Origin of the sequence: Bradyrhizobium sp. WU425 (assembly GCF_021052305.1) — a bacterium.
Classification (GTDB): Bacteria; Pseudomonadota; Alphaproteobacteria; order Rhizobiales; family Xanthobacteraceae; genus Bradyrhizobium; species Bradyrhizobium canariense_D.
The window spans coordinates 3,587,898-3,609,626 of the sequence record NZ_CP088089.1 but is presented as its reverse complement, the minus strand read 5'-3'; the positions used below and the strand labels follow the sequence as shown (position 1 = coordinate 3,609,626).

At 63.6% G+C, this 21,729-nt stretch carries 32 protein-coding genes; 2 read left to right on the top strand and 30 right to left on the bottom strand.

Annotation, left to right across the window (positions count from 1 at the left end; translation table 11 throughout):
• Positions 1–42 precede the first annotated feature (42 nt).
• On the bottom strand, positions 43–1,374 hold the full coding sequence (locus BcanWU425_RS17400) for a replication-associated recombination protein A (RefSeq protein ID WP_204511507.1): 1,332 nt from the start codon (positions 1,372–1,374) through the stop codon (positions 43–45).
• The gene (locus BcanWU425_RS17395) at positions 1,371–2,777 is read right to left on the bottom strand and encodes a DegQ family serine endoprotease (protein WP_204511508.1); all 1,407 of its coding nucleotides are present in this window, start codon (positions 2,775–2,777) and stop codon (positions 1,371–1,373) included. The genes BcanWU425_RS17400 and BcanWU425_RS17395 overlap by 4 nt, the downstream gene beginning before the upstream one ends.
• Positions 2,778–3,086: 309 nt before the next feature.
• Here BcanWU425_RS17395 and BcanWU425_RS17390 point away from each other — a divergent pair, with 309 nt between their 5' ends.
• Both BcanWU425_RS17390 and BcanWU425_RS17385 read left to right on the top strand, forming a co-directional pair.
• A complete protein-coding gene (locus tag BcanWU425_RS17390) occupies positions 3,087–4,700 on the top strand; it encodes an OprO/OprP family phosphate-selective porin (protein ID WP_204511509.1) in 1,614 nt (537 codons plus the stop codon).
• A gap of 81 nt (positions 4,701–4,781) precedes the next feature.
• Positions 4,782–5,795: a zinc-binding alcohol dehydrogenase family protein gene (locus tag BcanWU425_RS17385; RefSeq protein WP_204511510.1), complete on the top strand. Its 1,014-nt coding sequence runs from the start codon at positions 4,782–4,784 to the stop codon at positions 5,793–5,795.
• A gap of 31 nt (positions 5,796–5,826) precedes the next feature.
• Here the strand turns inward: BcanWU425_RS17385 and BcanWU425_RS17380 are convergent, their stop codons facing one another.
• The 28 genes from BcanWU425_RS17380 to rplC all read right to left on the bottom strand — a co-directional run bounded on the left by BcanWU425_RS17380 (position 5,827) and on the right by rplC (position 21,729).
• Positions 5,827–6,120 (bottom strand): DUF1330 domain-containing protein, encoded by a 294-nt coding sequence (locus BcanWU425_RS17380; RefSeq protein WP_204511511.1) that lies wholly within the window; start codon positions 6,118–6,120, stop codon positions 5,827–5,829.
• A gap of 9 nt (positions 6,121–6,129) precedes the next feature.
• A complete protein-coding gene (locus tag BcanWU425_RS17375; protein ID WP_204511512.1) occupies positions 6,130–6,918 on the bottom strand; it encodes an SDR family NAD(P)-dependent oxidoreductase in 789 nt (262 codons plus the stop codon).
• Between the two features lie 159 nt (positions 6,919–7,077).
• Entirely contained in the window at positions 7,078–7,494 is a 417-nt protein-coding gene (gene rplQ / locus BcanWU425_RS17370; RefSeq protein ID WP_018456461.1) for a 50S ribosomal protein L17, read from the bottom strand.
• Between the two features lie 120 nt (positions 7,495–7,614).
• Positions 7,615–8,646 (bottom strand): DNA-directed RNA polymerase subunit alpha, encoded by a 1,032-nt coding sequence (locus tag BcanWU425_RS17365; protein WP_007603046.1) that lies wholly within the window; start codon positions 8,644–8,646, stop codon positions 7,615–7,617.
• A gap of 111 nt (positions 8,647–8,757) precedes the next feature.
• Entirely contained in the window at positions 8,758–9,147 is a 390-nt protein-coding gene (gene rpsK, locus BcanWU425_RS17360; protein WP_007603045.1) for a 30S ribosomal protein S11, read from the bottom strand.
• 122 nt (positions 9,148–9,269) lie between these two features.
• Positions 9,270–9,638 carry a 30S ribosomal protein S13 gene (gene rpsM / locus BcanWU425_RS17355; RefSeq protein WP_018456460.1) on the bottom strand — a complete coding sequence of 123 codons (369 nt, stop codon included), beginning with the start codon at positions 9,636–9,638 and terminating at the stop codon, positions 9,270–9,272.
• Between the two features lie 186 nt (positions 9,639–9,824).
• On the bottom strand, positions 9,825–10,718 hold the full coding sequence (locus BcanWU425_RS17350) for an adenylate kinase (protein ID WP_204511513.1): 894 nt from the start codon (positions 10,716–10,718) through the stop codon (positions 9,825–9,827).
• Positions 10,719–10,982: 264 nt separating this feature from the next.
• A complete protein-coding gene (gene secY, locus BcanWU425_RS17345) occupies positions 10,983–12,314 on the bottom strand; it encodes a preprotein translocase subunit SecY (RefSeq protein WP_007611601.1) in 1,332 nt (443 codons plus the stop codon).
• 152 nt (positions 12,315–12,466) lie between these two features.
• The gene (gene rplO, locus BcanWU425_RS17340; protein ID WP_027518586.1) at positions 12,467–12,952 is read right to left on the bottom strand and encodes a 50S ribosomal protein L15; all 486 of its coding nucleotides are present in this window, start codon (positions 12,950–12,952) and stop codon (positions 12,467–12,469) included.
• A 72-nt stretch (positions 12,953–13,024) separates the two neighbouring features.
• Entirely contained in the window at positions 13,025–13,231 is a 207-nt protein-coding gene (rpmD, locus tag BcanWU425_RS17335) for a 50S ribosomal protein L30 (RefSeq protein ID WP_018456457.1), read from the bottom strand.
• A 25-nt stretch (positions 13,232–13,256) separates the two neighbouring features.
• A complete protein-coding gene (gene rpsE, locus BcanWU425_RS17330; protein WP_007603037.1) occupies positions 13,257–13,844 on the bottom strand; it encodes a 30S ribosomal protein S5 in 588 nt (195 codons plus the stop codon).
• Between the two features lie 47 nt (positions 13,845–13,891).
• Positions 13,892–14,254, bottom strand: coding sequence for a 50S ribosomal protein L18 (gene rplR, locus BcanWU425_RS17325; RefSeq protein ID WP_007603036.1), 363 nt, complete (start codon positions 14,252–14,254; stop codon positions 13,892–13,894).
• A gap of 11 nt (positions 14,255–14,265) precedes the next feature.
• Positions 14,266–14,799, bottom strand: a complete 534-nt coding sequence (gene rplF, locus BcanWU425_RS17320; RefSeq protein WP_007603035.1) for a 50S ribosomal protein L6 — start codon at positions 14,797–14,799, stop codon at positions 14,266–14,268.
• Between the two features lie 16 nt (positions 14,800–14,815).
• Positions 14,816–15,214: a 30S ribosomal protein S8 gene (gene rpsH / locus BcanWU425_RS17315; protein ID WP_007603034.1), complete on the bottom strand. Its 399-nt coding sequence runs from the start codon at positions 15,212–15,214 to the stop codon at positions 14,816–14,818.
• A 14-nt stretch (positions 15,215–15,228) separates the two neighbouring features.
• Positions 15,229–15,534 (bottom strand): 30S ribosomal protein S14, encoded by a 306-nt coding sequence (gene rpsN, locus BcanWU425_RS17310; RefSeq protein ID WP_007611604.1) that lies wholly within the window; start codon positions 15,532–15,534, stop codon positions 15,229–15,231.
• 46 nt (positions 15,535–15,580) lie between these two features.
• Positions 15,581–16,138 carry a 50S ribosomal protein L5 gene (rplE, locus tag BcanWU425_RS17305; protein ID WP_007603032.1) on the bottom strand — a complete coding sequence of 186 codons (558 nt, stop codon included), beginning with the start codon at positions 16,136–16,138 and terminating at the stop codon, positions 15,581–15,583.
• Complete coding sequence (gene rplX, locus BcanWU425_RS17300; RefSeq protein WP_007603031.1) at positions 16,131–16,445, bottom strand: 50S ribosomal protein L24; 315 nt, start codon at positions 16,443–16,445, stop codon at positions 16,131–16,133. Before rplX ends, rplE begins: the two co-directional genes overlap by 8 nt.
• The gene (rplN, locus tag BcanWU425_RS17295; protein WP_007603030.1) at positions 16,445–16,813 is read right to left on the bottom strand and encodes a 50S ribosomal protein L14; all 369 of its coding nucleotides are present in this window, start codon (positions 16,811–16,813) and stop codon (positions 16,445–16,447) included. Before rplN ends, rplX begins: the two co-directional genes overlap by 1 nt.
• Before the next feature lie 83 nt (positions 16,814–16,896).
• Positions 16,897–17,145, bottom strand: a complete 249-nt coding sequence (rpsQ, locus tag BcanWU425_RS17290) for a 30S ribosomal protein S17 (protein WP_007603028.1) — start codon at positions 17,143–17,145, stop codon at positions 16,897–16,899.
• 13 nt (positions 17,146–17,158) lie between these two features.
• Positions 17,159–17,365, bottom strand: coding sequence for a 50S ribosomal protein L29 (gene rpmC, locus BcanWU425_RS17285; protein ID WP_007603026.1), 207 nt, complete (start codon positions 17,363–17,365; stop codon positions 17,159–17,161).
• 5 nt (positions 17,366–17,370) lie between these two features.
• Complete coding sequence (gene rplP, locus BcanWU425_RS17280) at positions 17,371–17,784, bottom strand: 50S ribosomal protein L16 (protein WP_007603024.1); 414 nt, start codon at positions 17,782–17,784, stop codon at positions 17,371–17,373.
• 32 nt (positions 17,785–17,816) lie between these two features.
• On the bottom strand, positions 17,817–18,542 hold the full coding sequence (rpsC, locus tag BcanWU425_RS17275) for a 30S ribosomal protein S3 (protein WP_007603023.1): 726 nt from the start codon (positions 18,540–18,542) through the stop codon (positions 17,817–17,819).
• An 18-nt stretch (positions 18,543–18,560) separates the two neighbouring features.
• A complete protein-coding gene (gene rplV / locus BcanWU425_RS17270) occupies positions 18,561–18,947 on the bottom strand; it encodes a 50S ribosomal protein L22 (protein WP_007603022.1) in 387 nt (128 codons plus the stop codon).
• A gap of 10 nt (positions 18,948–18,957) precedes the next feature.
• Entirely contained in the window at positions 18,958–19,236 is a 279-nt protein-coding gene (gene rpsS, locus BcanWU425_RS17265; protein WP_007603021.1) for a 30S ribosomal protein S19, read from the bottom strand.
• A gap of 12 nt (positions 19,237–19,248) precedes the next feature.
• Entirely contained in the window at positions 19,249–20,082 is an 834-nt protein-coding gene (gene rplB, locus BcanWU425_RS17260) for a 50S ribosomal protein L2 (RefSeq protein WP_007611609.1), read from the bottom strand.
• Positions 20,083–20,094: 12 nt separating this feature from the next.
• Complete coding sequence (locus tag BcanWU425_RS17255; protein WP_007603019.1) at positions 20,095–20,397, bottom strand: 50S ribosomal protein L23; 303 nt, start codon at positions 20,395–20,397, stop codon at positions 20,095–20,097.
• Positions 20,394–21,014 (bottom strand): 50S ribosomal protein L4, encoded by a 621-nt coding sequence (gene rplD, locus BcanWU425_RS17250; protein WP_007603018.1) that lies wholly within the window; start codon positions 21,012–21,014, stop codon positions 20,394–20,396. Before rplD ends, BcanWU425_RS17255 begins: the two co-directional genes overlap by 4 nt.
• 1 nt (position 21,015) lies before the next feature.
• Positions 21,016–21,729, bottom strand: a complete 714-nt coding sequence (gene rplC / locus BcanWU425_RS17245; protein WP_007603016.1) for a 50S ribosomal protein L3 — start codon at positions 21,727–21,729, stop codon at positions 21,016–21,018.

Here is a 21,729-nt window from a genome sequence, read left to right as displayed (position 1 = left end):
TCAAAAGCAGCCTCGCGTCACGGCGAAATGGCGATTTTGGCTTCAGCCACCCCGCTCCTTCCGCAACTTCGCCCAATAATCCAGCCGCTTGCGGATCTCCCGCTCGAACCCCCGCTCGGGCGGGTCGTAGAAGATCTGGCGGCCCAGGGCTTCCGGGAAATAATCCTGGCCGGAGAAGGCGTCGGGCGTGTCGTGGTCGTATTCGTAAGATGCGCCGTAGCCTTCCGACTTCATCAGCTTGGTCGGCGAGTTGAGGATGTGCTTCGGCGGCAGCAGCGAGCCGGCCTGCTTTGCGACCTGCATCGCCTTGCCGAAGGCGGTGTAGACAGCGTTCGATTTTGGCGCGGTGGCGAGATAGACCACCGCCTGCGCGATCGCGAGCTCGCCCTCGGGATGACCGAGGAAGTCGAAGGCGTCCTTGGCCGCGTTGGCGATGACCAGCGCCTGCGGATCGGCAAGCCCGATATCCTCGACCGCCATGCGCACGACGCGGCGGGCCAGAAACAGCGGGTCCTCGCCGGCATCGAGCATGCGCGCGAGATAATACAGCGCGGCATCGGGATCGGAGCCGCGCACCGACTTATGCAGCGCCGAGATCAAATTGTAATGGCCGTCGGCCGACTTGTCGTAGATGGGCGCGCGACGCTGCAATATCTCCTGCAACTGAGCGGCGTCGAAAATCTCGTCCTTGCGCGCGGCGCGCCAGACTTCCTCGACGAGCGTCAGCGATGCGCGGCCGTCGCCATCGGCCATGCGCACCAGCACGGCGCGCGCTTCCTCGTCGAGCGGCAGCTTGCGGCCCTCGACCTCCTCGGCATGCGCAAACAGCTTTTCGATCGCGGCCGCGTCGAGCGAGCGAAACACCAGCACGCGCGCCCGTGACAAAAGCGCCGCGTTGAGTTCGAAGGAGGGGTTTTCGGTGGTGGCGCCGACCATCACCACCGTGCCGTCTTCCATGACCGGCAGAAACGAATCCTGCTGGGCGCGGTTGAAGCGATGCACCTCGTCGACGAACAGCAGCGTGCCCTTGCCCATCTCGCGGCGTGCACGCGCGGCCTCAAAGGCCTTCTTCAAATCGGCAACGCCGGAGAACACCGCGGAGATCTGCTCGAAATGCAGATCGGTGGCGTCCGCGAGCAGCCGCGCCACCGTGGTCTTGCCGGTGCCGGGCGGGCCCCAGAACACCAGCGAGCCCAGCGTGCGCGTCTCCAGCATGCGCGTGAGCGCGCCGTCGGGACCCAGGATGTGATCCTGGCCGACGACCTCCGAGAGCGCGCGCGGCCGCAGCCGATCCGGCAGCGGATGCGGAGCCTCGTGATCGAGCCCCGCCGCGGCGAAGAGAGTTGGCGTCTCCTGTGGTCGCTTCGGACTCATCCGCCCAGCGTGACGTTGATCTGCTGGCCGCCGCGCACCAGCGTGATGCGCCAGATGCGCTGGCGCTCGGCCGCCGCCTTTTCGAGATCGCTGGTCTTGCTGATCTTTTGGTTGTTGACCGCCAGGATGACGTCGCCCTTCTGGAAGCCGACATTCGCGGCCGCACTGTCGCCGCCGAGATCGGTGACCACCACGCCTTCGGTATCGGCGTCCAGATGCAGCTCGTCGGCGAGCGCCGGGGTGATGGTCGAGACCTTCGCGCCCTGGAGCGGCGAGCGCGCGGTGATGACGAGCTCGTTGCGGCCGGCATCGGGCGCGGCGTCCAGCGCCACCGTCAGCTTGACCGGCTTGCCGCCGCGCTGCACGTCGATCTGCGCGGTGCCGCCGAGCGGCCGTGTGGCGAAGCGATAGTCGAAAGCGTTGGGATCATCCACGGTCTGGCCGTCGATCGAGACGATCAGGTCGGAGGATTTCAGCCCGGCCTTGGCCGCCGGCCCGTTCGGGACAACGCTTGCGACCAGCGCACCGGTGGGCGAACGCAGGCCGAGACTCTCGGCGATCTCCGGCGTCACCGCCTGCAGCTTCGCCCCGAGCCACGGCCGCTTCACCGCCTTGCCGCCACCCTTGGCGGAGGCCACGACGACGCGCACCATGTTGGCGGGGATCGCGAAGCCGATGCCCTGCGAGCCGCCGGAGCGCGAATAGATCGCGGTGTTGATGCCCGCGAGCCTGCCGTTCATGTCGACCAACGCGCCGCCGGAATTGCCAGGATTGATCGCCGCGTCGGTCTGGATGAAGAACTGGTAGTCGGTGATACCGACCTGCGTGCGCGCCAAGGCCGAGATGATGCCGTGAGTCACGGTCTGGCCGACGCCGAAGGGATTGCCGATCGCCATCACGACGTCGCCTACCATCAGCTCGTCCGAATTGGTAAATTCGAGAGCCGGAAACTTCTCCTTGGTGTCCTTCAGACGCAGCACCGCGAGATCGCTGCGAGAGTCCTTCAACACGATCTCGGCCTCGAACTCACGCTTGTCCGACAGCGACACCTTGACCTGGTCGGCGCCTTCGATGACGTGGACGTTGGTGACAACGAGCCCCGACGCATCGACGATCACGCCCGAACCGAGCGAGCGCTGCACCTGCTCCTGCTGCTGGCCGGGCACGCCGAAGAAGCGGCGGAAGATGGGGTCGTCGAGCAGCGGGTTGCGGTTCTGCACCACCTTGGCGGCGTAGACGTTGACAACCGCCGGCTGCACCCGCTGCACGATCGGCGCATAGGACAGCCGCAGTTCGGCGGGCGAGGACGGCACACGGCGGTCCTGCGCGGCGGCCGGATTGAAGTTGGCCGAAAAAGCTATGCACAGTGCCGTGACGACGGCGGTCCAGGTCGATCGAAACATTCCTACCTCTTGGAAAAGACGCCGGAATATAGGCGCGTTCGCCCCCCATTAGAAGGGCGCCCGGCGGCATATTCGACCCCTTTGGCGTGTCCGGCCTGCAAGCTGTGCGTGCGAAATAGCAATTTGCCGGGGCTGTGGATTGGCATGATGTGCGTCATCTTGCATGGTGGTGCAAGGCGGATTCGGTTGCGGCGAATTTACACCGGTGGGAACCGTGCAACCGGGCGCAGCGTCGCGGGGCAGTCATCGATCACACCTAGGCTCTCCGCCAACGACTTGGGGAAGTTCGTCAAACGATGGAGTCATGACGTGAGCAGGACAAGAATTGCAGCCACGGCGATTGGTCTCGCCGCCGCACTGGCAGCCTCGCAGGCCCAGGCCCAATCGGCGAGCAGCAGCGACCAGGAGATCGCGCTCCTGAAGCAGCAGTTGAAGATGCTGGAGCAGAAGCTCGACAAGCTCCAGAGCCAGACCGCCGCGAATACCGCGGCCACGGCGAAGGCCAGGCTTGAGGCGAAGGCGGAGGCGAAGGCCGAAGCGCGTTCCGAAGCGAAGGCCGCCGTCGCCAACGCCAACGCGGCGATCCCGCTCAAGGGACCGGCGCCCGCATCCGGCGTCGTCGTGACAATGCCGAACAACCGACCGACCATCTGCACTGCCGACGGGGCAAACTGCGTCGGGATCACAGGCCGCGTGCATTGGGATGTCGGCGGCTACGACTATCGGCCCAACACGGCGGCGACCGTGCCGCAAAAGCTCGACAGCGGCGAGAACGTCCGCCGCGCCCGCATCGGTGTCGCCGGCAAGTTCTTCCACGACTGGAATTTCGCGCTGGTCTACGACTTCGGCGGCTCCTCCGACGGGTTTGGCGGCGCAGCTCCGGGTTCGCTGCCCGGCGGCGGCGTCTCCGGCATCGAGAACGCCTATCTCAGCTATACCGGCCTGAAACCGTTCGGCGGCAAGATGGCCATCGAAGGCGGCATCATGGACCTGCCCTACACCCTCGATGAGGCCACGAGCTCCAACGACATCATGTTCATGGAACGCGCCTCGGCGGGGATCGTCGCCACGAGCATCGCTGCGGGCGACTTCCGTTCGGCGGTCGGCACGCGCTGGTACAACGACGTGTTCTGGGCTGGCGCCTATGTCACCGGTCCCGCCACCGGTGCGATCCACTCAGCGTCGAGCGTTGCGCCGAACGGCACCACGGAACAATACGGCGCGGTCGCGCGTGTCGCCGGCCAAGTCGTCAGCGGCAAAGACTACTCGGTCCATCTCGGCGGCAATGCCGAATGGCTGATCCAGCCGACGCGCAATCTGGTGACGGGTGCACAGACGGTGACGCTGAACGATCGTCCGGAACTGCGCATCGATCCCACGGCGCTGGCTACGACCGGCGCAATCGCCAATGCCTCCGGCGCGCAGGTCTACAGCGTCGAAGCGGCCGCCACCTATGGACCGCTGATCCTTCAAGGCGAGTATTTCTGGTACAACATCGATCGCAGCGCCAATACCGGCCTGCCGCCGCTGGGTGCGCCAAGCCTCAAATTCCAGGGCGGCTATGCGCAAGCCGGCTACGTGCTGACGGGCGAGGGTCGCAGCTATAATGCGGCCAATGCGGCCTATGGCGGCGTCAAGCCGGCACACCCGTTCTCCCTCGAGGGCGGCGGCTGGGGCGCGTGGGAGGTCGCGGGACGCTTCTCCACGATCGACCTCAACGATCAACTCGGGACCGCAACCGGCATCGCAGGCGGCCGGCAGACCGTCTACACGGCAGCGCTGAACTGGTATGTCAACGGCAACGTCCGTTTCATGCTGGACTATCTGCATGGCACGGTATCGAGGCAGGCCACGCCGATCTCGACCGCTGATGTCGGTTCGAAGTTCGATGCGGTCGCGATGCGGACGCAGTTCGCGTTCTAGGTCTCGCTTGTCATCCCGGGGGCGCGCGAAAACGCGAACCCGGGACCCGGCATCTGCAACACTATCTGAAGGAGACAAGCCATGAAGGCCGTCGGCTACAGGAAGTCGCTTCCGATCGAGGATCAGGACGCGCTGTTCGATTTCGAGACCGCCAAGCCCGAACCCAAGGGCCGTGATATCCGCGTGGCTGTGAAGGCGATCTCGGCCAATCCGGTCGATTACAAGGTGCGCAAGCGCGCAGCCCCGCCCGAGGGCGAGACCAAGATTCTGGGCTATGACGCGGCCGGCGTTGTCGACACCGTCGGTCCCGACGTCACGCTGTTCAAGCCAGGCGACGAGGTATTTTACGCCGGCTCGATCCTGCGCCAGGGTACCAATTCTGAATTCCACCTCGTCGACGAGCGCATCGTTGGCAACAAGCCGAAGAGCCTGTCGTTCGCGCAGGCCGCCGCCCTCCCGCTCACCTCCATCACCGCCTGGGAATTGCTGTTCGATCGGCTCGGTGCGGTGCCCGGCAAGAGTGTCGATCCGCGCACGCTCTTGATCACGGGCGGCGCTGGCGGCGTTGGCTCGATCCTGATCCAGCTCGCCCGCCGCCTCACCGGGCTGACGGTGCTCGCGACCGCGACGCGGCCGGAGTCGCAAAAATGGTGCCTCGGTCTCGGCGCGCATGCGGTGATCGACCACGGCCAACCGATGAAAGAGCAGGTCGAGAAGCTCAAGCTGCCGCCCGTCGCGCTGGTGGCGAGCCTCACATTCACCGACCAGCACTACAAGAGCATCGCCGAGTTCATGGCGCCGCAGGGCAGATTCGGCCTGATCGACGATCCCCCGGAATTCACTGTGAGCGCGTTCAAGGGCAAGGCCATCTCGGTGCATTGGGAATCGATGTTCACGCGCTCCTCCTTTCAAACCGCCGACATGATCGCGCAGCATCATCTGCTCAACGACGTCGCCGACCTCATCGACAAGGGCGTCTTGCGCACGACGCTCGACCAGACCTTCGGCACCATCAACGCGGCCAACCTCAAGCGCGCGCATGCACTGCTCGAGAGTGGCAAGTCGCGCGGCAAGATCGTGCTGGAGGGGTGGTAGCGGCCACTCACTCCGTCATGCCCGGGCTTGTCTACGGTGCCACGCCCTCGACAAACAGCAGCCGACGCTCCAGCGCCGTGTGCCGCAGCTTCAGCGCCTCGGCGTACTCGGCCGAGGCATACCATTCCTGCGCCCGCGCCATCGATGGGAACTCCACGATGATGATGGTCTTGGGCGGCGGGCCGCCCTCCACCAATTCGGCGGCGCCGCCGCGCACGAGATAGCGGCCGCCATATTGCGCGATGGTTGCTGCGGCCAGCTCGCGATAGGCTTCCATCGCGGCTCTGTCGCGTACCTCAACCTCGGAGATCACATAGGCCGGCATCCGCAGGCCTCAGGCAATCGTATTGATGATGCCGCCCTCCGCACGCAACGCCGCGCCGTTGGTCGCCGAGGCTTCCTTCGAAGCCGCATACACCACCATGTTGGCGATCTCATCGACGCTGGCGAAGCGCTGGAGCAGCGAGCTTGGGCGATGTTGTTTGACGAAATTGGCCGCGGCCTCATCGACCGACTGGCCGTTCTGCTTGGCAAGATCCTTCACGAACGTCTCGACGCCCTCCGACATTGTGGGGCCCGGCAGCACGGAATTGACGGTGACGCCGGTGCCCCGTGTGAGCTGCGCCAGGCCCCGCGCGACCGAGAGCTGCGCCGTCTTGCTCATGCCGTAGTGGATCATCTCGACGGGAATGTTGAGCCCGGACTCCGAGGAGATGAAGACGATTCGGCCCCAGTTGCGCTTGAGCATGCCTTTCATATACGCACGCGAGAGACGCACGCCGCTCATCACGTTGACCTCGAAAAAGCGGCTCCAGTCCTCGTCCGGAATGTCGAAAAAGTCCCTCGGCTCGAAGATGCCGGCATTGTTGATGAGGATGTCGACGTCTGGCAGCGCCGCGGCCAGCGCCTTGCAGCCCGCCGCGGTCGAGACGTCGGCGGCGATGCCGCGGACCTTTCCGCCCGCCCCTTCCAGCTTGCGCACGGCCGCATCGACCTTGTCCTGGCCGCGTCCGTTGATCACGACGCTCGCACCCGAGCCGGCAAGGCCCTTGGCGATGGCGTGGCCGATGCCGGCAGTCGAGCCGGTGACGAGGGCGTTCTTTCCGGATAGGTCGATGTTCATGCGTGATCTCCGTTGATGCTTGCGGAGATATTGGGCGCTGCCGGCACGATAGCAATCGGCACTCACCGACGCGTGAGGAGCGGGACGTAACCAACAGGACGGCCAATAAAAAAGCGGCGCCCGAAGGCGCCGCTTTCTGAAAACTCTCTGCCGGTCGGCTTATGCCGCCTCGGCTTCCTTTTCCTGCACCGGACCGGAATCCAGGCCCTTGGCATCGACATCACGATCGACAAACTCGATCACGGCCATCGGGGCGTTGTCGCCGTAGCGGAAGCCGGCCTTGATGATGCGGGTGTAGCCACCCTGGCGATCCTTGTAGCGGGGCGCGAGCGTGTCGAACAGCTTCCTGACCTGATCCTTGTCACGCATCTCCGAGATGGCCTGACGGCGCATGGCCAGCCCGCCCTTCTTGCCGAGGGTAATCAGCTTCTCGACGATCGGACGCAATTCCTTCGCCTTCGGCAGCGTGGTGACGATCTGCTCGTGCTTGATCAGCGCGGCGCACATGTTGGCGAACATCGCGCGGCGATGCTCAGCGGTGCGGTTGAGCTTGCGATGAACCTTGCCGTGACGCATTTATCTATTCCTTGAATTTCATTCGTCGCGACGGTTCGTCGGACCAGTTGCTCAGGTGGGCTGCCTGCGTTCGCCCGCTAAGGCGCGATGAATTCGCGCCTTAGCCTGTTGTCGTTCGGATCAGTAGTGATCCTCGAAGCGCTTGGCGAGCTCGTCGATGTTCTCCGGCGGCCAGCCCGGCACTTCCATGCCGAGGTGCAGACCCATCTGGGCCAGCACTTCCTTGATCTCGTTCAGAGACTTGCGGCCGAAGTTCGGAGTGCGGAGCATTTCCGCTTCGCTCTTCTGCACGAGGTCGCCGATGTAGACGATGTTGTCGTTCTTCAAGCAATTGGCCGAGCGCACCGACAGCTCGAGCTCGTCCACCTTCTTGAGGAAGGCCGGGTTGAAGGCGAGGTCCGGGATGATCTCCTGGGCGACTTCCTTGCGCGGCTCTTCGAAGTTGACGAACACGTTGAGCTGATCCTGCAGGATGCGCGCCGCGTAGGCCACGGAATCATCCGGCGTCAGTGCGCCGTTGGTCTCGATCGTCATGGTCAGCTTGTCGTAGTCGAGGATCTGGCCCTCGCGGGTGTTCTCGACCTTGTAGGAGACCTTGCGGACCGGCGAGTACAGGCTGTCGACCGGGATCAGGCCGATCGGTGCGTCCTCGGGGCGGTTGCGCTCGGCGGGAACGTAGCCCTTGCCGGTTGCGACCGTGAACTCCATACGGATCTCGGCGCCCTCATCGAGCGTGCAGATCTGCAGGTCGGGATTGAGCACGACGACGTCGCCCACGGTCTGGATGTCGCCGGCGGTGACGACGCCCGGTCCGGACTTCTTGACGACCATGCGCTTGGGGCCTTCGCCCTGCATCTTGATCGAGATGTCCTTGATGTTGAGCACGATGTCGGTGACGTCCTCACGGACGCCCGCGATCGAGGAGAACTCGTGCAGCACGCCGTCGATGTGCACCGACTGCACTGCCGCGCCCTGGAGCGAGGACAGCAGGATGCGGCGTAGCGCGTTGCCGAGCGTCTGGCCGAAGCCGCGCTCGAGCGGTTCGGCGACGATGGTCGCGAAACGGGTCGGATCGCTGCCGGGCTGTACCTGCAGCTTGTTCGGCCGAATCAGTTCTTGCCAATTTTTCTGGATCGTCACTGTTTCACCCATACAGGCCAGTCAGACTGCTGTTGCAGGCACTGGCGTTGGAGAAAGGCCGCAGATCATTTCCACGGCTTTGCAAAAAATCATCGCGGGCGCCAATGCGCCCGCAATCTGGTATCAAACGCGCCGACGCTTACGGGGACGGCAACCGTTGTGCGGGATCGTGGTCACGTCGCGGATCGAGGTGACGGTGAAGCCCGCGGCCTGCAGCGCCCGGAGCGCCGATTCGCGGCCCGAACCGGGACCGGCGACTTCGACTTCCAGCGTGCGCATGCCGTGCTCCTGCGCCTTCTTCGACACGTCCTCGGCGGCAACCTGTGCGGCATACGGGGTCGACTTGCGCGAGCCCTTGAAGCCCATCGTGCCGGCGGAGGACCAGGCAATCGTGTTGCCCTGCGCGTCGGTGATGGTGATGGTCGTGTTGTTGAACGACGAGTTCACGTGCGCGACGCCGGAGGCGATGTTCTTGCGCTCACGACGACGAACGCGGGTGGCTTCCTTGCCCATAGACTACCTTTCCTGAAGATCTCAACGCCGCCGTAATGCCAGCGGCTACACCTGTGGAACGAAAGGCGCGTGGCGAACGGGTCATCCCCGGGTCGCCACACGCCGTGATTGGATGCGAAAACTTACTTCTTCTTGCCGGCGATGGCCTTGGCCGGACCCTTGCGCGTACGCGCGTTGGTGTGGGTACGCTGGCCACGCACCGGCAGACCGCGACGATGGCGCAGGCCGCGATAGCAGCCGAGGTCCATCAGACGCTTGATGTTGATGCCGACCTCACGACGCAAATCGCCCTCGACCATATAGTCGCGGTCGATCACTTCGCGGATCTGGAGCACTTCGGCGTCGCTGAGCTGATTGACGCGACGATCCACCGGGATCTTCACCTTCTCCAGAATCTCACCGGCGATCTTCTGACCGATGCCATGGATGTACTGGAGCGCGATCAGCACGCGCTTGTTGGTCGGGATGTTCACGCCGGCAATACGGGCCACGGCCTTCTCTCCTGTCGCCAATCCCTCGTCAGGAATCGGGCTTTAAGTGCTTGGTTTCTCGGGCAGGTGTTCACAAACGCGAACACGACGCCCACCCCTGGTCTTCCTGGGGCCCGGCATCGTTTGAAACTATCCGACTTGGATGCGGGCTTATTAGGGGATTCAGGAGGCTTTCGTCAACCGCTGCTAGCGCTTAGCTCGCCTTTTCGTGACCTTTTTTGCGGCCTTTTTGGCACCTTTCTTGACAGCCTTCCTGGCGGTCTTCTTGGCTGCCATCTTCTTTCCTGCCTTCTTGGCGGCTTTCTTGACGATTCTCTTGCCCGCCTTCGTAGCCTTCTTGGCCGCCTTCTCGGATTTGGCAGCCTTTTTGGCCGCTTTCGCAGATTTTTTGGCCGATTTCTTCGCCGCCTTGGCCTTTCTGGCCGGGGCCGCCTTTGTCGCACTCCGGGCGCGCGTCTTGCCATGTGCCTTGCCATGCGTCTTGGGCTCGACCGCCCCGAGCGCCAGGAGCTGGCGATGGATGGCGCGGGTGACCTCATCGATGGCCATCATGCCGTCGATGGTCGAGAGCTTGCGCCGCTCGGAATAGTAGTGAATCAGCGGTTCCGTCTGGCTGCGGTAGCTGGCGAGTCGCTTGGTCAGGACCTCCGGGGTGTCATCGAGCCGGACCTCTTCCCCGCGCTCGCGCATCTGGGCGACGCGAGTCTCGACGCGATTCAGGAGCGCGCTTTCGTTGACGCGGAGCTCGATCACGGCATCGAGCTTGAGGTGCTTGTGCTTGAGCAGCTCATCCAGCGCCTCGGCCTGCGGCACGGTCCGCGGGAAACCGTCAAGGATGAAACCGTTTTTGGCATCCGGCTGATCGATCCGATCGGAGATGATCCCCACCACGACATCGTCTGGCACGAGACCGCCGCTGGCCATGATCTCCTTAGCCTTGAGCCCGACCGGCGTTCCGGCCGCCACCGCTGCACGCAACATCTCGCCGGTCGAGAGCTGGACGATGCCATAGCGCTGCACCAGCAGCTGCGCCTGGGTGCCCTTGCCCGATCCCGGTGGCCCCAGAAGTATAATTCTCATCGGCGTACGCCCCCCGATTGGTGCGCGATACGTCGCGCGCCCGTGTTTTGAAGTCCAGTTACAGTGCAAATCATAATCAGCGCCGCACCGCTACCCATATCATAGGGGAGCAAATGGCCGGACGCCAAGAAGCCTTTGAGATCAATGCTTGCACGACAGGAAGAGCGACTCTGCCGAGGCGACCGAATGGCCGGCTCGCCGTCCGCGCGCATTGCACGCGCGGCGAATCGGCGGCGCAATCGCGCCGCCCGAGGGACGCCGCGCTTAACGGCGGCGGCCGCGCAGCTTCGACTTCCGGATCAGGCCTTCGTACTGATGCGCCAGGAGATAGCCCTGCACCTGCGCCACCGTGTCCATGGTGACGCTGACGACGATCAACAGCGAAGTGCCGCCAAAGTAGAACGGCACCGACGCGTAGGAGATCAGGATTTCCGGAATCAAGCAGACGATCGCCAGATACACCGCGCCGAGCACGGTAATCCGCGACAGCACGTAGTCGATATATTCCGCGGTACGCTCGCCCGGGCGGATACCCGGAATGAAGCCGCCGTGCTTCTTCAGATTGTCCGCGGTCTCGGTCGGATTGAACACGATCGCGGTGTAGAAGAAGGCGAAGAACACGATCAGCGCCAGATACATGATCAGGAACAGCGGACGGCCGTGGCCGAGCTGGGTGTTGATCCACTGGAACCATTCCGGCCCACTGCCCGCGTTGAAGTTCGCGACCGTGGTCGGCAGCAGCAGCAGCGAGGACGCGAAGATCGGCGGGATCACGCCCGAGGTGTTGAGCTTGAGCGGCAGATGCGAGGACTGCCCCTCGAACATCTTGTTGCCGACCTGGCGCTTCGGATACTGGATCAAGAGCCGGCGCTGGGCGCGCTCCACGAACACGATGAAGGCGATCACGGCCACCGCCATGATGATGACGACCAGAATCAGGCCGGTCGACATCGCACCCTGACGGCCGAGCTCGAGCATGTTGGCGAGCGCCGCGGGCAGCTCGGCGACGATGCCGGAGAGAATGATCAGGGAAATGCCGTTGCCGATGCCGCGCGACGTGATCTGCTCGCCCAGCCACATCAGGAACATGGTGCCGCCGGTCAGCGTGATCGCCGTCGACAGGCGGAAGAACATGCCGGGGTCGCTGACGACGTTGCCAGCGCCTTCGAGGCCCACCGCAATGCCGTAGGACTGGAACGCGGCCAGGATCACCGTGAGATAACGGGTGTACTGGTTCAGCAGCTTGCGGCCGGACTCGCCTTCCTTCTTCAGCGCCTCGAGCTGCGGCGAGACGGTGGTCAGGAGCTGGATGATGATGGACGCCGAGATGTACGGCATGATGTTCAGCGCAAAGATCGCCATGCGGTGAATGCCGCCGCCAGCGAACATATTGAACATGCCGAGGATGCCGCCCGCCTGGGAGCGGAACACCTGCTCCCAGATGTTGGGATCGATGCCGGGCAACGGGATGTAGGTCCCGAGCCGATAAACGAGCAGCGCGCCCAGGGTGAACCAGATGCGCTTCTTCAGTTCGTCGGCCTTGGCAAACGCACCGAAATTGAGATTGGCTGCCAGTTGTTCCGCTGCAGAGGCCATCTTGGACTTTCTCCCGCCGCTTATTGCGCCGTTATGCCCGCGGCCGGGCTACATTATACCGGACACCGGACATTATCTGGGGCTACGGCTTCGATAAGTCCATCGTCCCGCGTGCGTAAAGGCCCGCGAGCCGCGGGCCGATGACGCAGTTGTTACGCCGCCTCGCCTTCTTCCTTGGCAGGCGCGAGGATCTTCACCGAGCCGCCGGCCTTCTCGACTGCCGCGATCGCGGTCTTCGAGGCGCCGTGCACTTCGATGTTGAGCTTGGCCTTGAACTCGCCGCGGCCGAGCAGCCGCAGGCCACCCTTGGCGCGGCGCAGCACGCCGGCCTTGACCAGGGATTCGACGTTCACGACGCTGCCGGCGTCGATCTTCTTGGCATCGACCGCATCCTGGAGCCGGTCGAGATTGATCTCGGCGAACTCCACGCGGAAGATGTTGTTGAAGCCGCGCTTGGGCAGACGGCGATGCAAGGGCATCTGGCCGCCTTCGAAACCCTTGATGCGCACGCCCGAACGCGCGGTCTGGCCCTTGCCACCGCGGCCGGCCTGCTTGCCCTTGCCCGAACCAATGCCGCGGCCGACGCGCATACGCTTCTTGCGCGAGCCGGCATTGTCGGCGATATCGCTGAGCTTCATCGCCCTGCTCCTTGTTTCTTGCGCATGACCTTCACCGAAAACGGGTCCCGCTTCGGGATCGTGCGCCTTTGCTTACTTCTCGTCGACAATGCGAACGAGATGGTGAACTTTCAAGATCATGCCGCGGACCGCCGGGGTGTCCGGCAGTTCGCTGATGCGGCCGATCTTGTTGAGCTTGAGCCCGATCAGCGTCGAACGCTGCGAGTGATGGCGGCGGATCGCGCTGCCGGTCTGCTCGAGCTTGATCGTCTTTGCGGTCGTAACGGCACTCTTGGCCATAGGCGTCTACTCCGAAAAGCTTCCGTTATTCGGCAACCGCCTCGGCGTCACCACCGATACGGCGGGACTGGAGGGTGGACACCTTGATGTTGCGGCGGGCAGCGACCGAGCGCGGCGAATCCTGATGCTTCAGCGCATCGAAGGTCGCGCGAACCATGTTGTACGGGTTCGACGAGCCGATCGACTTCGCAACCACGTCCTGGACGCCGAGCGTCTCGAACACGGCGCGCATCGGACCGCCGGCGATGATGCCGGTACCGGCCGGAGCTGCGCGCAGGTAAACACGGCCCGCGCCATGACGGCCGGCGATGTCGTGATGCAGCGTGCGGCCCTCGCGCAACGACACGCGGGTCAGGTTGCGCTTGGCGGATTCGGTTGCCTTGCGGATCGCCTCGGGCACTTCGCGCGCCTTGCCGTGACCGAAGCCGGCGCGGCCCTTCTGGTCGCCGATCACGACCAGCGCTGCGAAACCGAAGCGCTTGCCGCCCTTGACGACCTTGGCGACGCGATTGATGTGGACGAGCTTGTCAACGAACTCGCTGTCGCGCTCTTCCCTGCGTTCACGTCCGCCGCCGCGTTGATCGCGTCCACCACGTTGTTCGCGTTCTGCCATGGTTTTTCCAGTCCTTCAGAGGCTTACGCCTCAATCCTCAAATTCTGTTAGAAGCTCAGCCCGCTTTCACGCGCCGCGTCGGCAAGAGCCTTGACGCGCCCGTGATAGAGATAGCTGCCGCGATCGAACACGACTTCCTTGACACCCTTCTCGGCGGCGCGCTCGGCCAGCAGCTTGCCGACCGCCTTCGCCGCATCGATGTCGGCGCCGGTCTTGCCGCCATCGCGCATCGACTTCTCGAGCGACGAGGCAGAGGCCAGCGTCTCGCCCTTCAGGTCGTCGATGACCTGGGCGTAGATGTGCTTGGACGAGCGGAACACCGACAGGCGCGGACGGCCGCCACCCGAGCGGCGCAGCTTCAGTCGTACACTGCGCTTGCGCCGGGCATTCGTAACCTTGGCTTTCGACATGACCGGCTCCGTTACTTCTTCTTGCCTTCCTTGCGGAAGATGAATTCGCCAACATACTTCACGCCCTTGCCCTTGTAGGGCTCCGGCGGACGATAGGAGCGAATCTCGGCGGCGACCTGGCCGACGCGCTGAATGTCGCTGCCGGTCACCGTGATCTCGGTCGGCTTCGGCACGGTGATCGTGATCCCCTCCGGGATCGCGTAGACCACATCGTGGCTGTAGCCGAGCGCGAGCTGCAGGTTCTTGCCCTGCAGCGCGGCGCGGTAACCGACGCCGGTGATTTCGAGCTTCTTCTCGAAACCCTTGGTGACACCCTCGACCAGATTCGCGACCTGGGCGCGAGCGGTCCCGTACAGGGCCCGCGCGCGGTTGGTCTCGACCCGCGGGTTCACCTTGACCTGGCCGTTGTCGAGCTTCACCTCGACGTCGTTATGGACGACGAACTGAAGCTGGCCCTTCGGCCCCTTCATCTTGACGGTCTGCCCGTCGACGGTCGCGGTCACACCCGACGGCACCGCTACCGGTCTTTTGCCAACACGTGACATGGATCAAAAATCCTTCTCAGAACACCGTGAAGAGAACTTCGCCGCCCACGTTCGCTTCACGCGCACTGTGGTCAGCCATGATTCCCTTCGGCGTCGACAACACCGAAATGCCGAGTCCGTTATTGACCCGCGGCAGGTTCTTCACCGAGGCGTACACGCGACGTCCGGGCTTGGAGACACGCTCGATCTCACGGATAACGGGCTCGCCGTCGAAATACTTCAGCTCGATCTCGATCTCGCTGCGGCCCGAGGAATGCTCGAGCGTCGCGTAACCGCGGATGTAGCCTTCGCTCTTCAGCACCTCGAGCACGTTCTCGCGCATCTTCGAGCCAGGCGTGGAGACCTTGTTCTTGGAACGCATCTGCGCGTTACGGATGCGGGTGATCAGATCGCTGATTGGATCGTGCGTAGACATCTAAACGACCCTCCTTACCAGCTGGACTTCACGAGGCCCGGGACCATGCCCTTGGAGCCAAGGTCCCGCATTGCGATGCGGGACAGTTTGGTCAAGCGATAGTTCGAGCGCGAACGGCCCGACAGCTCGCAACGCAGACGGATGCGGGTCGCCGACGAGTTGCGCGGCATTTCCGCCAGCTTCAGGGTCGCAGCAAACCGCTCCTCCATCGGCAACGTCTTGTCGGCGATGATCGCCTTCAACCGCTCGCGCTTCGGGGCGGCGTTCTTCGTCATCCGCTTGCGCCGGTTGTTCTTCTCGATTGAACTCTTCTTTGCCATGCTTGGCTCCTGGGTATCCGCGTTTGAGAGGCTTTAGGTCAGCGTCTCACTGCCGGAACGGGAAATTGAATGCGGTCAACAAGGCCCTCGCCTCGTCGTCGGTCTTGGCCGTGGTGCAGACGGTGATGTCCATACCGCGGGATTCCGTGACCTTGTCGAAGTCGATCTCGGGGAAGATGATGTGTTCCTTGAGGCCGAGCGAGTAGTTGCCGCGGCCATCGAAGCTCTTCGGGTTCAAGCCGCGGAAGTCGCGGACGCGGGGCAGCGCGACCGTCACCAGACGATCGATGAACTCGTACATACGGGCCTTGCGCAGCGTGACCTTGCAGCCGATCGGCTGGTTCTCACGCAACTTGAAGGTCGCGATCGCGATCCGCGAATAGGTCACGATCGCCTTCTGGCCGGCGATCTGGGTCAATTCCGCAGCGGCGTTCTCGGCCTTCTTGCGGTCGTTGACGGAATCGCCAACGCCCATGTTCAGCACGACCTTGTCCAGGCGCGGAACCTGCATGACGTTCTCATAACCGAACTTCTCGGTCATTTCCGTCCGGATCTTCGCGTCGTATTCCGCGCGCAGGCGCGGTGTGTAAGCGGCCTCAGCCATCGATCTCAGCTCCCGAGCTCTTGGCGATGCGGACCTTCTTGCCGTCCGCCAGAATCTTGAATCCGACGCGGGTCGGCTTCCCGTCCTTGCCGACATACGCGATGTTGGACAGTTGGATCGGCGACTCTTTCGAGATGATGCCGCCCTCCTGGGCCTGCGTCTGCTTCTGGTGACGCTTGACCATGTTGATGCCGCGCACCAGCGCCGTACCGGCGTCGGGACGCACTTCGAACACCTCGCCGGTGCGGCCCTTGTCGCGGCCGGTCAGCACGACGACCTTGTCGCCCTTGCGGATCTTCGCAGCCATCACAGCACCTCCGGCGCGAGCGAGATGATCTTCATGTGGTTCTTGGCGCGCAGCTCGCGCGGCACGGGCCCGAAGATACGGGTACCGACCGGCTCGGACTGATTGTTGATCAGAACGGCGGCGTTGCGGTCGAAGCGGATGACCGAACCGTCGGCGCGGCGAATGTCCTTGCGGACGCGCACCACGACGGCCTTCATCACGTCGCCCTTCTTCACCTTGCCGCGCGGAATAGCTTCCTTGATCGAGACAACGATGATGTCGCCGATCGTGGCGTAGCGGCGCTTGGAGCCCCCGAGCACCTTGATACACATGACACGGCGTGCGCCAGAATTATCGGCCACGTCGAGGTTGGTCTGCATCTGAATCATTGATGCACCTCGTCCTCTTCTCTTTGCGCCAGCCCAGCCGGCGCTCAACATTAACCTGAAGTCAGTCGGCTAAAGCCAACAGATCAGGCGCTTTTCTTGTGTTCGCCCCGGATCACGACCCAGCGCTTCAACTTCGAAATCGGCTTCGATTCCTCGATCCACACCATGTCGCCCGGCTTGAACTCGTTGCTCTCGTCGTGCGCGTGGTAGTTCTTCGAACGGCGGATCGTCTTCTTGTAGATCGGGTGCGTAAAGCGGCGATCGACGCGCACCACGATGGTCTTGGCTTGCTTGTCGCTGACGACCACGCCCTGCAAAGTACGTTTCGGCATCTTCGTAAGCCTCTTACTTCTTCTTCGCGCGCGTCTGCGCGGCGACGGTCTTGATCCGGGCGATGTCACGGCGGGCTTCGCGCAGGCGCGAGGTGTTCTCGAGCTGCCCGGTGGCGCGCTGGAAGCGCAGGTTGAAGCGCTCCTTCTTCAGGTTCAGGATGGCGTCGTCCTGCTGATCGGGGCTCAACGCGCGGATGTCTTCGATTTTCATCTGGGCCATGGCCATTACTCCGCAATGCGCTCGACGAAGCGCGTCTTGATCGGCAGCTTGGCTGCCGCCAGGGTCAGCGCTTCACGCGCCGTCTGGGTGTTGACGCCGTCGATCTCGAACAGCACCCGGCCCGGCTTGACGCGCGCGACCCACAATTCCGGCGCGCCCTTGCCGGAACCCATGCGGACTTCGGCAGGCTTCTTCGACACGGGAACGTCGGGGAATATGCGGATCCAGACGCGGCCGGCGCGCTTCATGTGGCGGGTCAGCGCGCGGCGAGCGGCTTCGATCTGGCGCGCGGTGACGCGCTCAGGCTCGGTCGCCTTCAGACCGAACTGGCCGAACGCCAACGTCGCGCCCGAAGACGCAACGCCGTGGATACGGCCCTTATGCGCCTTCCGGAACTTCGTTTTCTTAGGTTGCATCATGGCTTCAAGCCCTCAAATTCTCTGTGCTGGCGTCAGGCTGCAGCGTTGTCCCGGCGCTGCCGGCCGCCGCGATCGCCGCCGCCACCAGTCTCACCTTCGGCCATTCTCTTGTCCTGGGCCATCGGATCGTGCTCGAGGATCTCGCCCTTGAAGATCCAGACCTTGACACCGCAGGTGCCGAAGGTCGTGAACGCGGTCGCAACCCCGTAGTCGATGTCTGCGCGCAGCGTGTGCAGCGGCACGCGACCTTCGCGGTACCACTCCATGCGCGCGATTTCCGCGCCGCCCAGACGTCCCGAGCAGTTGATGCGGATGCCTTCCGCACCGAGACGCATCGCTGACTGCACGGCGCGCTTCATGGCGCGGCGGAACGCCACGCGGCGCTCCAGCTGCTGCGCGATCGACTCGGCCACCAGCGTCGCATCGAGCTCCGGCTTGCGGATTTCGACGATGTTGATGACCACGTCGGACGCCGTGATGTCCGCGACCTTCTTGCGCAGCTTGTCGATGTCGGCGCCCTTCTTGCCGATCACCACGCCCGGACGAGCCGAGTGGATGGTGACGCGGCACTTCTTGTGCGGACGCTCGATCACGATGCGGGCAACGGCTGCCTGCTTGAGCTCCTTGTGCAGGATCTCACGAATCTTGACGTCCTCGTGCAGCAGCTTGCCGTATTCCTGCTTGCCGGCGTACCAGCGGGAATCCCAGGTCCGGTTGATGCCGAGACGCAGACCGATCGGATTGATCTTTTGACCCATCGTGTTCTCCTGCGTCCCTTAAGCCGCTGCTGCGGCTTCGACCTGACGAACGATGATCGTCAGCTGTGAAAATGGTTTGTAGACACGGCCCGAACGGCCACGGCCGCGGGCGGCAAAGCGCTTCATCACGAGGCCGTTGCCGACGAAGGCCTGCGCCACGACGAGATCGTCGACGTCGAGGTCGTGGTTGTTCTCGGCGTTGGCAATAGCCGATTCCAGGCACTTCTTCACGTCAACCGCGATCCGCTTGCGCGAAAACTGCAGGTCGGCGAGCGCAGCAGCCGCCTTCCGGCCGCGAATGAGCTGGGCGACCAGGTTGAGCTTCTGCGGGCTCACCCGCAGCATCCGGGCGACCGCCTTGGCCTCGTTCTCGGCGAGGCTCCGTTCGCGCTTAGGTTTGCTCATCGTTTAATCCTCAAGCCTTCTTGGCTTTCTTGTCCCCGGAGTGGCCATGGAAGGTGCGGGTCGGCGAGAACTCGCCGAACTTGTGACCGACCATTTCCTCGTTGACGGCCACCGGCACGTGCTTCTGACCGTTGTAGACGCCGAAGGTCAGGCCGACGAATTGCGGCAGGATCGTCGAGCGACGGCTCCAGATCTTGATGACGTCGTGACGGCCGGACGAGCGCGCGGCATCTGCCTTCTTGAGCAGAGAACCCTCGACGAACGGGCCTTTCCAGACTGAACGAACCATGTCCGGCGTTCCTTACTTCTTCCGCTTGTGGCGGCTTAGGAGAATGAATTTGTTGGTCGACTTGTTGGAGCGGGTCTTCTTGCCCTTGGTCGGCTTGCCCCACGGAGTAACCGGGTGGCGGCCGCCCGAGGTACGACCTTCACCACCGCCGTGCGGATGGTCGATCGGGTTCATCGAAACGCCGCGGTTGTGCGGCTTGCGGCCCAGCCAACGGTTGCGGCCGGCCTTGCCGATCGACGTGTTCATGTGATCCGGGTTCGACACCGCGCCGATCGTGCCGCGGCAACGGCCGTGCACCAGGCGCTGTTCGCCCGAGTTCAGGCGGATGATCACGTAGTCCTGGTCGCGACCGACGAGCTGGGCATAGGTGCCCGCGGAACGGGCGAGCTGGCCGCCCTTCCCGATCTTGACCTCGATGTTGTGGATGATCGTGCCGACCGGCATGTTGCCGAGCGGCATGACATTGCCCGGCTTCACGTCGACATAGTTGCCGGCGACGACGGAATCACCGACGGCCAAACGCTGCGGCGCCAGGATATAGGCCTGGGTGCCGTCTTCGTACTTGACCAACGCGATGAATGCGGTGCGGTTCGGATCGTACTCCAGCCGCTCGACCGTCGCGGGCGCATCGACCTTGTCGCGCTTGAAATCGACGGTACGCAACGTTCGCTTATGACCACCGCCGCGGAAGCGCACCGTGATGCGACCGGTGTTGTTACGGCCGCCGGAGGAGTGCTTGCCTTCGGTGAGCGCCTTGACCGGCTTGCCCTTGTAGAGGGCCGAACGATCGACCATGACCAGCTGGCGCTGGCCCGGCGTCGTGGGATTGAATGTCTTCAGTGCCATCGTCGTACGACCTTACAGACCGGTGGTCACGTCGATCCGGTGACCCTCTTCGAGAGTCACGATCGCGCGCTTGGAGTTCGACTGCGAGCCGAGATTGCCGCGGAAGATCTTGGTCTTGCCCTTGCGGACCAGCGTGTTGACACTCTTGACCTTGACGTCGAACAGCTTCTCGATCGCTTCCTTGATCTGCGGCTTGGTCGCCTTCGCGGCCACCTTGAACAGCACCTTGTTGTGCTCCGAGGCGATCGTGGCCTTTTCGGTCACGACCGGCGACAGGATCACGTCGTAGTGGCGAGGCTCGATGTTCTTCGTCATTTGAAGCGCGCCTCCAGCGCATCGATGGCGGCCTTGGTCAGAACAAGCTTCCGACGGCGCAGGATGTCATAGACGTTGATGCCCTGGATCGGCAGCACGTCCATGTTCGGGATGTTGCGGGCCGCAGCGGCGAAGCCGTTGTTGAGCTCGGCGCCGTCGATGATCAGCGCGTTGGTCAAACCCAGACCGGAGAAATGACCGAGCAGCGCCTTGGTCTTGGCAGCTTCCAGCGCGGCCTTGTCGATCACGATGAGATCGCCGTCCTTGGCCTTGGCCGAGAGCGCATGCTTGAGGGCGAGCGCACGGACCTTCTTCGGCAGGTCGGTGGCGTGCGAACGCACCACCGGACCGAAGGCACGGCCACCTCCGCGGAACTGCGGCACCCGGGCCGAGCCGTGACGAGCACCACCGGTACCCTTCTGCTTGTACATCTTCTTGCCGGTGCGCCAGATCTCGGCGCGGCCCTTGGCCTTGTGCGTACCGGCCTGGCGCTTGTTGAGCTGCCACTGCACGCAACGTGCAATGATGTCCTGGCGCGGCTCGAGGCCGAAAATGGTGTCGGAAAGCTGGACCGAGCCGGCTTCCTTACCTTCGAGGGTCGTGACCTTCAATTCCATCTCACGCCTCCTGCGCAGCCGGAGCAGCGTCCGCTTCGCCAGCAACCTTGAACTTGCCGGGCTTCGGAGCTTCCTTAGGCAGCGGCTTCTTGACGGCGTCGCGCACGCGGATCCAGCCGCCCTTGGAACCGGGAACGGCGCCTTCGACGAGGATCAGACCGCGCTCGACATCGAGCTGAACGACCCGAAGGTTGAGCGTGGTGATGCGGTCAACGCCCATGTGACCGGGCATCTTCTTGTTCTTCCAGGTCTTGCCCGGGTCCTGACGGCCACCGGTCGAACCGATCGAACGGTGAGAGACCGACACGCCGTGGGTGGCGCGCAGACCGCCGAAGTTCCAGCGCTTCATACCGCCGGCAAAACCCTTACCGACCGAAGTACCGGTGACGTCGACGAACTGACCGACGACAAAGTGGTCGGCCAGGATCTCTGCACCGACGGGGATCATCTGATCCGCGGAGACGCGGAATTCCTCGACCTGCCGCTTCGGCTCGACCTTGGCGACCGCGAACTGGCCGCGCTCCGCCTTGGGCATGTACACGGTCTTGCGGCTGCCAGAACCAAGCTGGAGCGCGACATAACCGTTTTTCTCTTCGGTGCGGTGGCCTACGACCTGGCAATTGCCGAGCTTCAGCACGGTCACGGGGATATGTTCGCCGGCCTCTGTAAAGACCCGCGTCATCCCGACCTTTTGTGCGATCACTCCGGAGCGCAT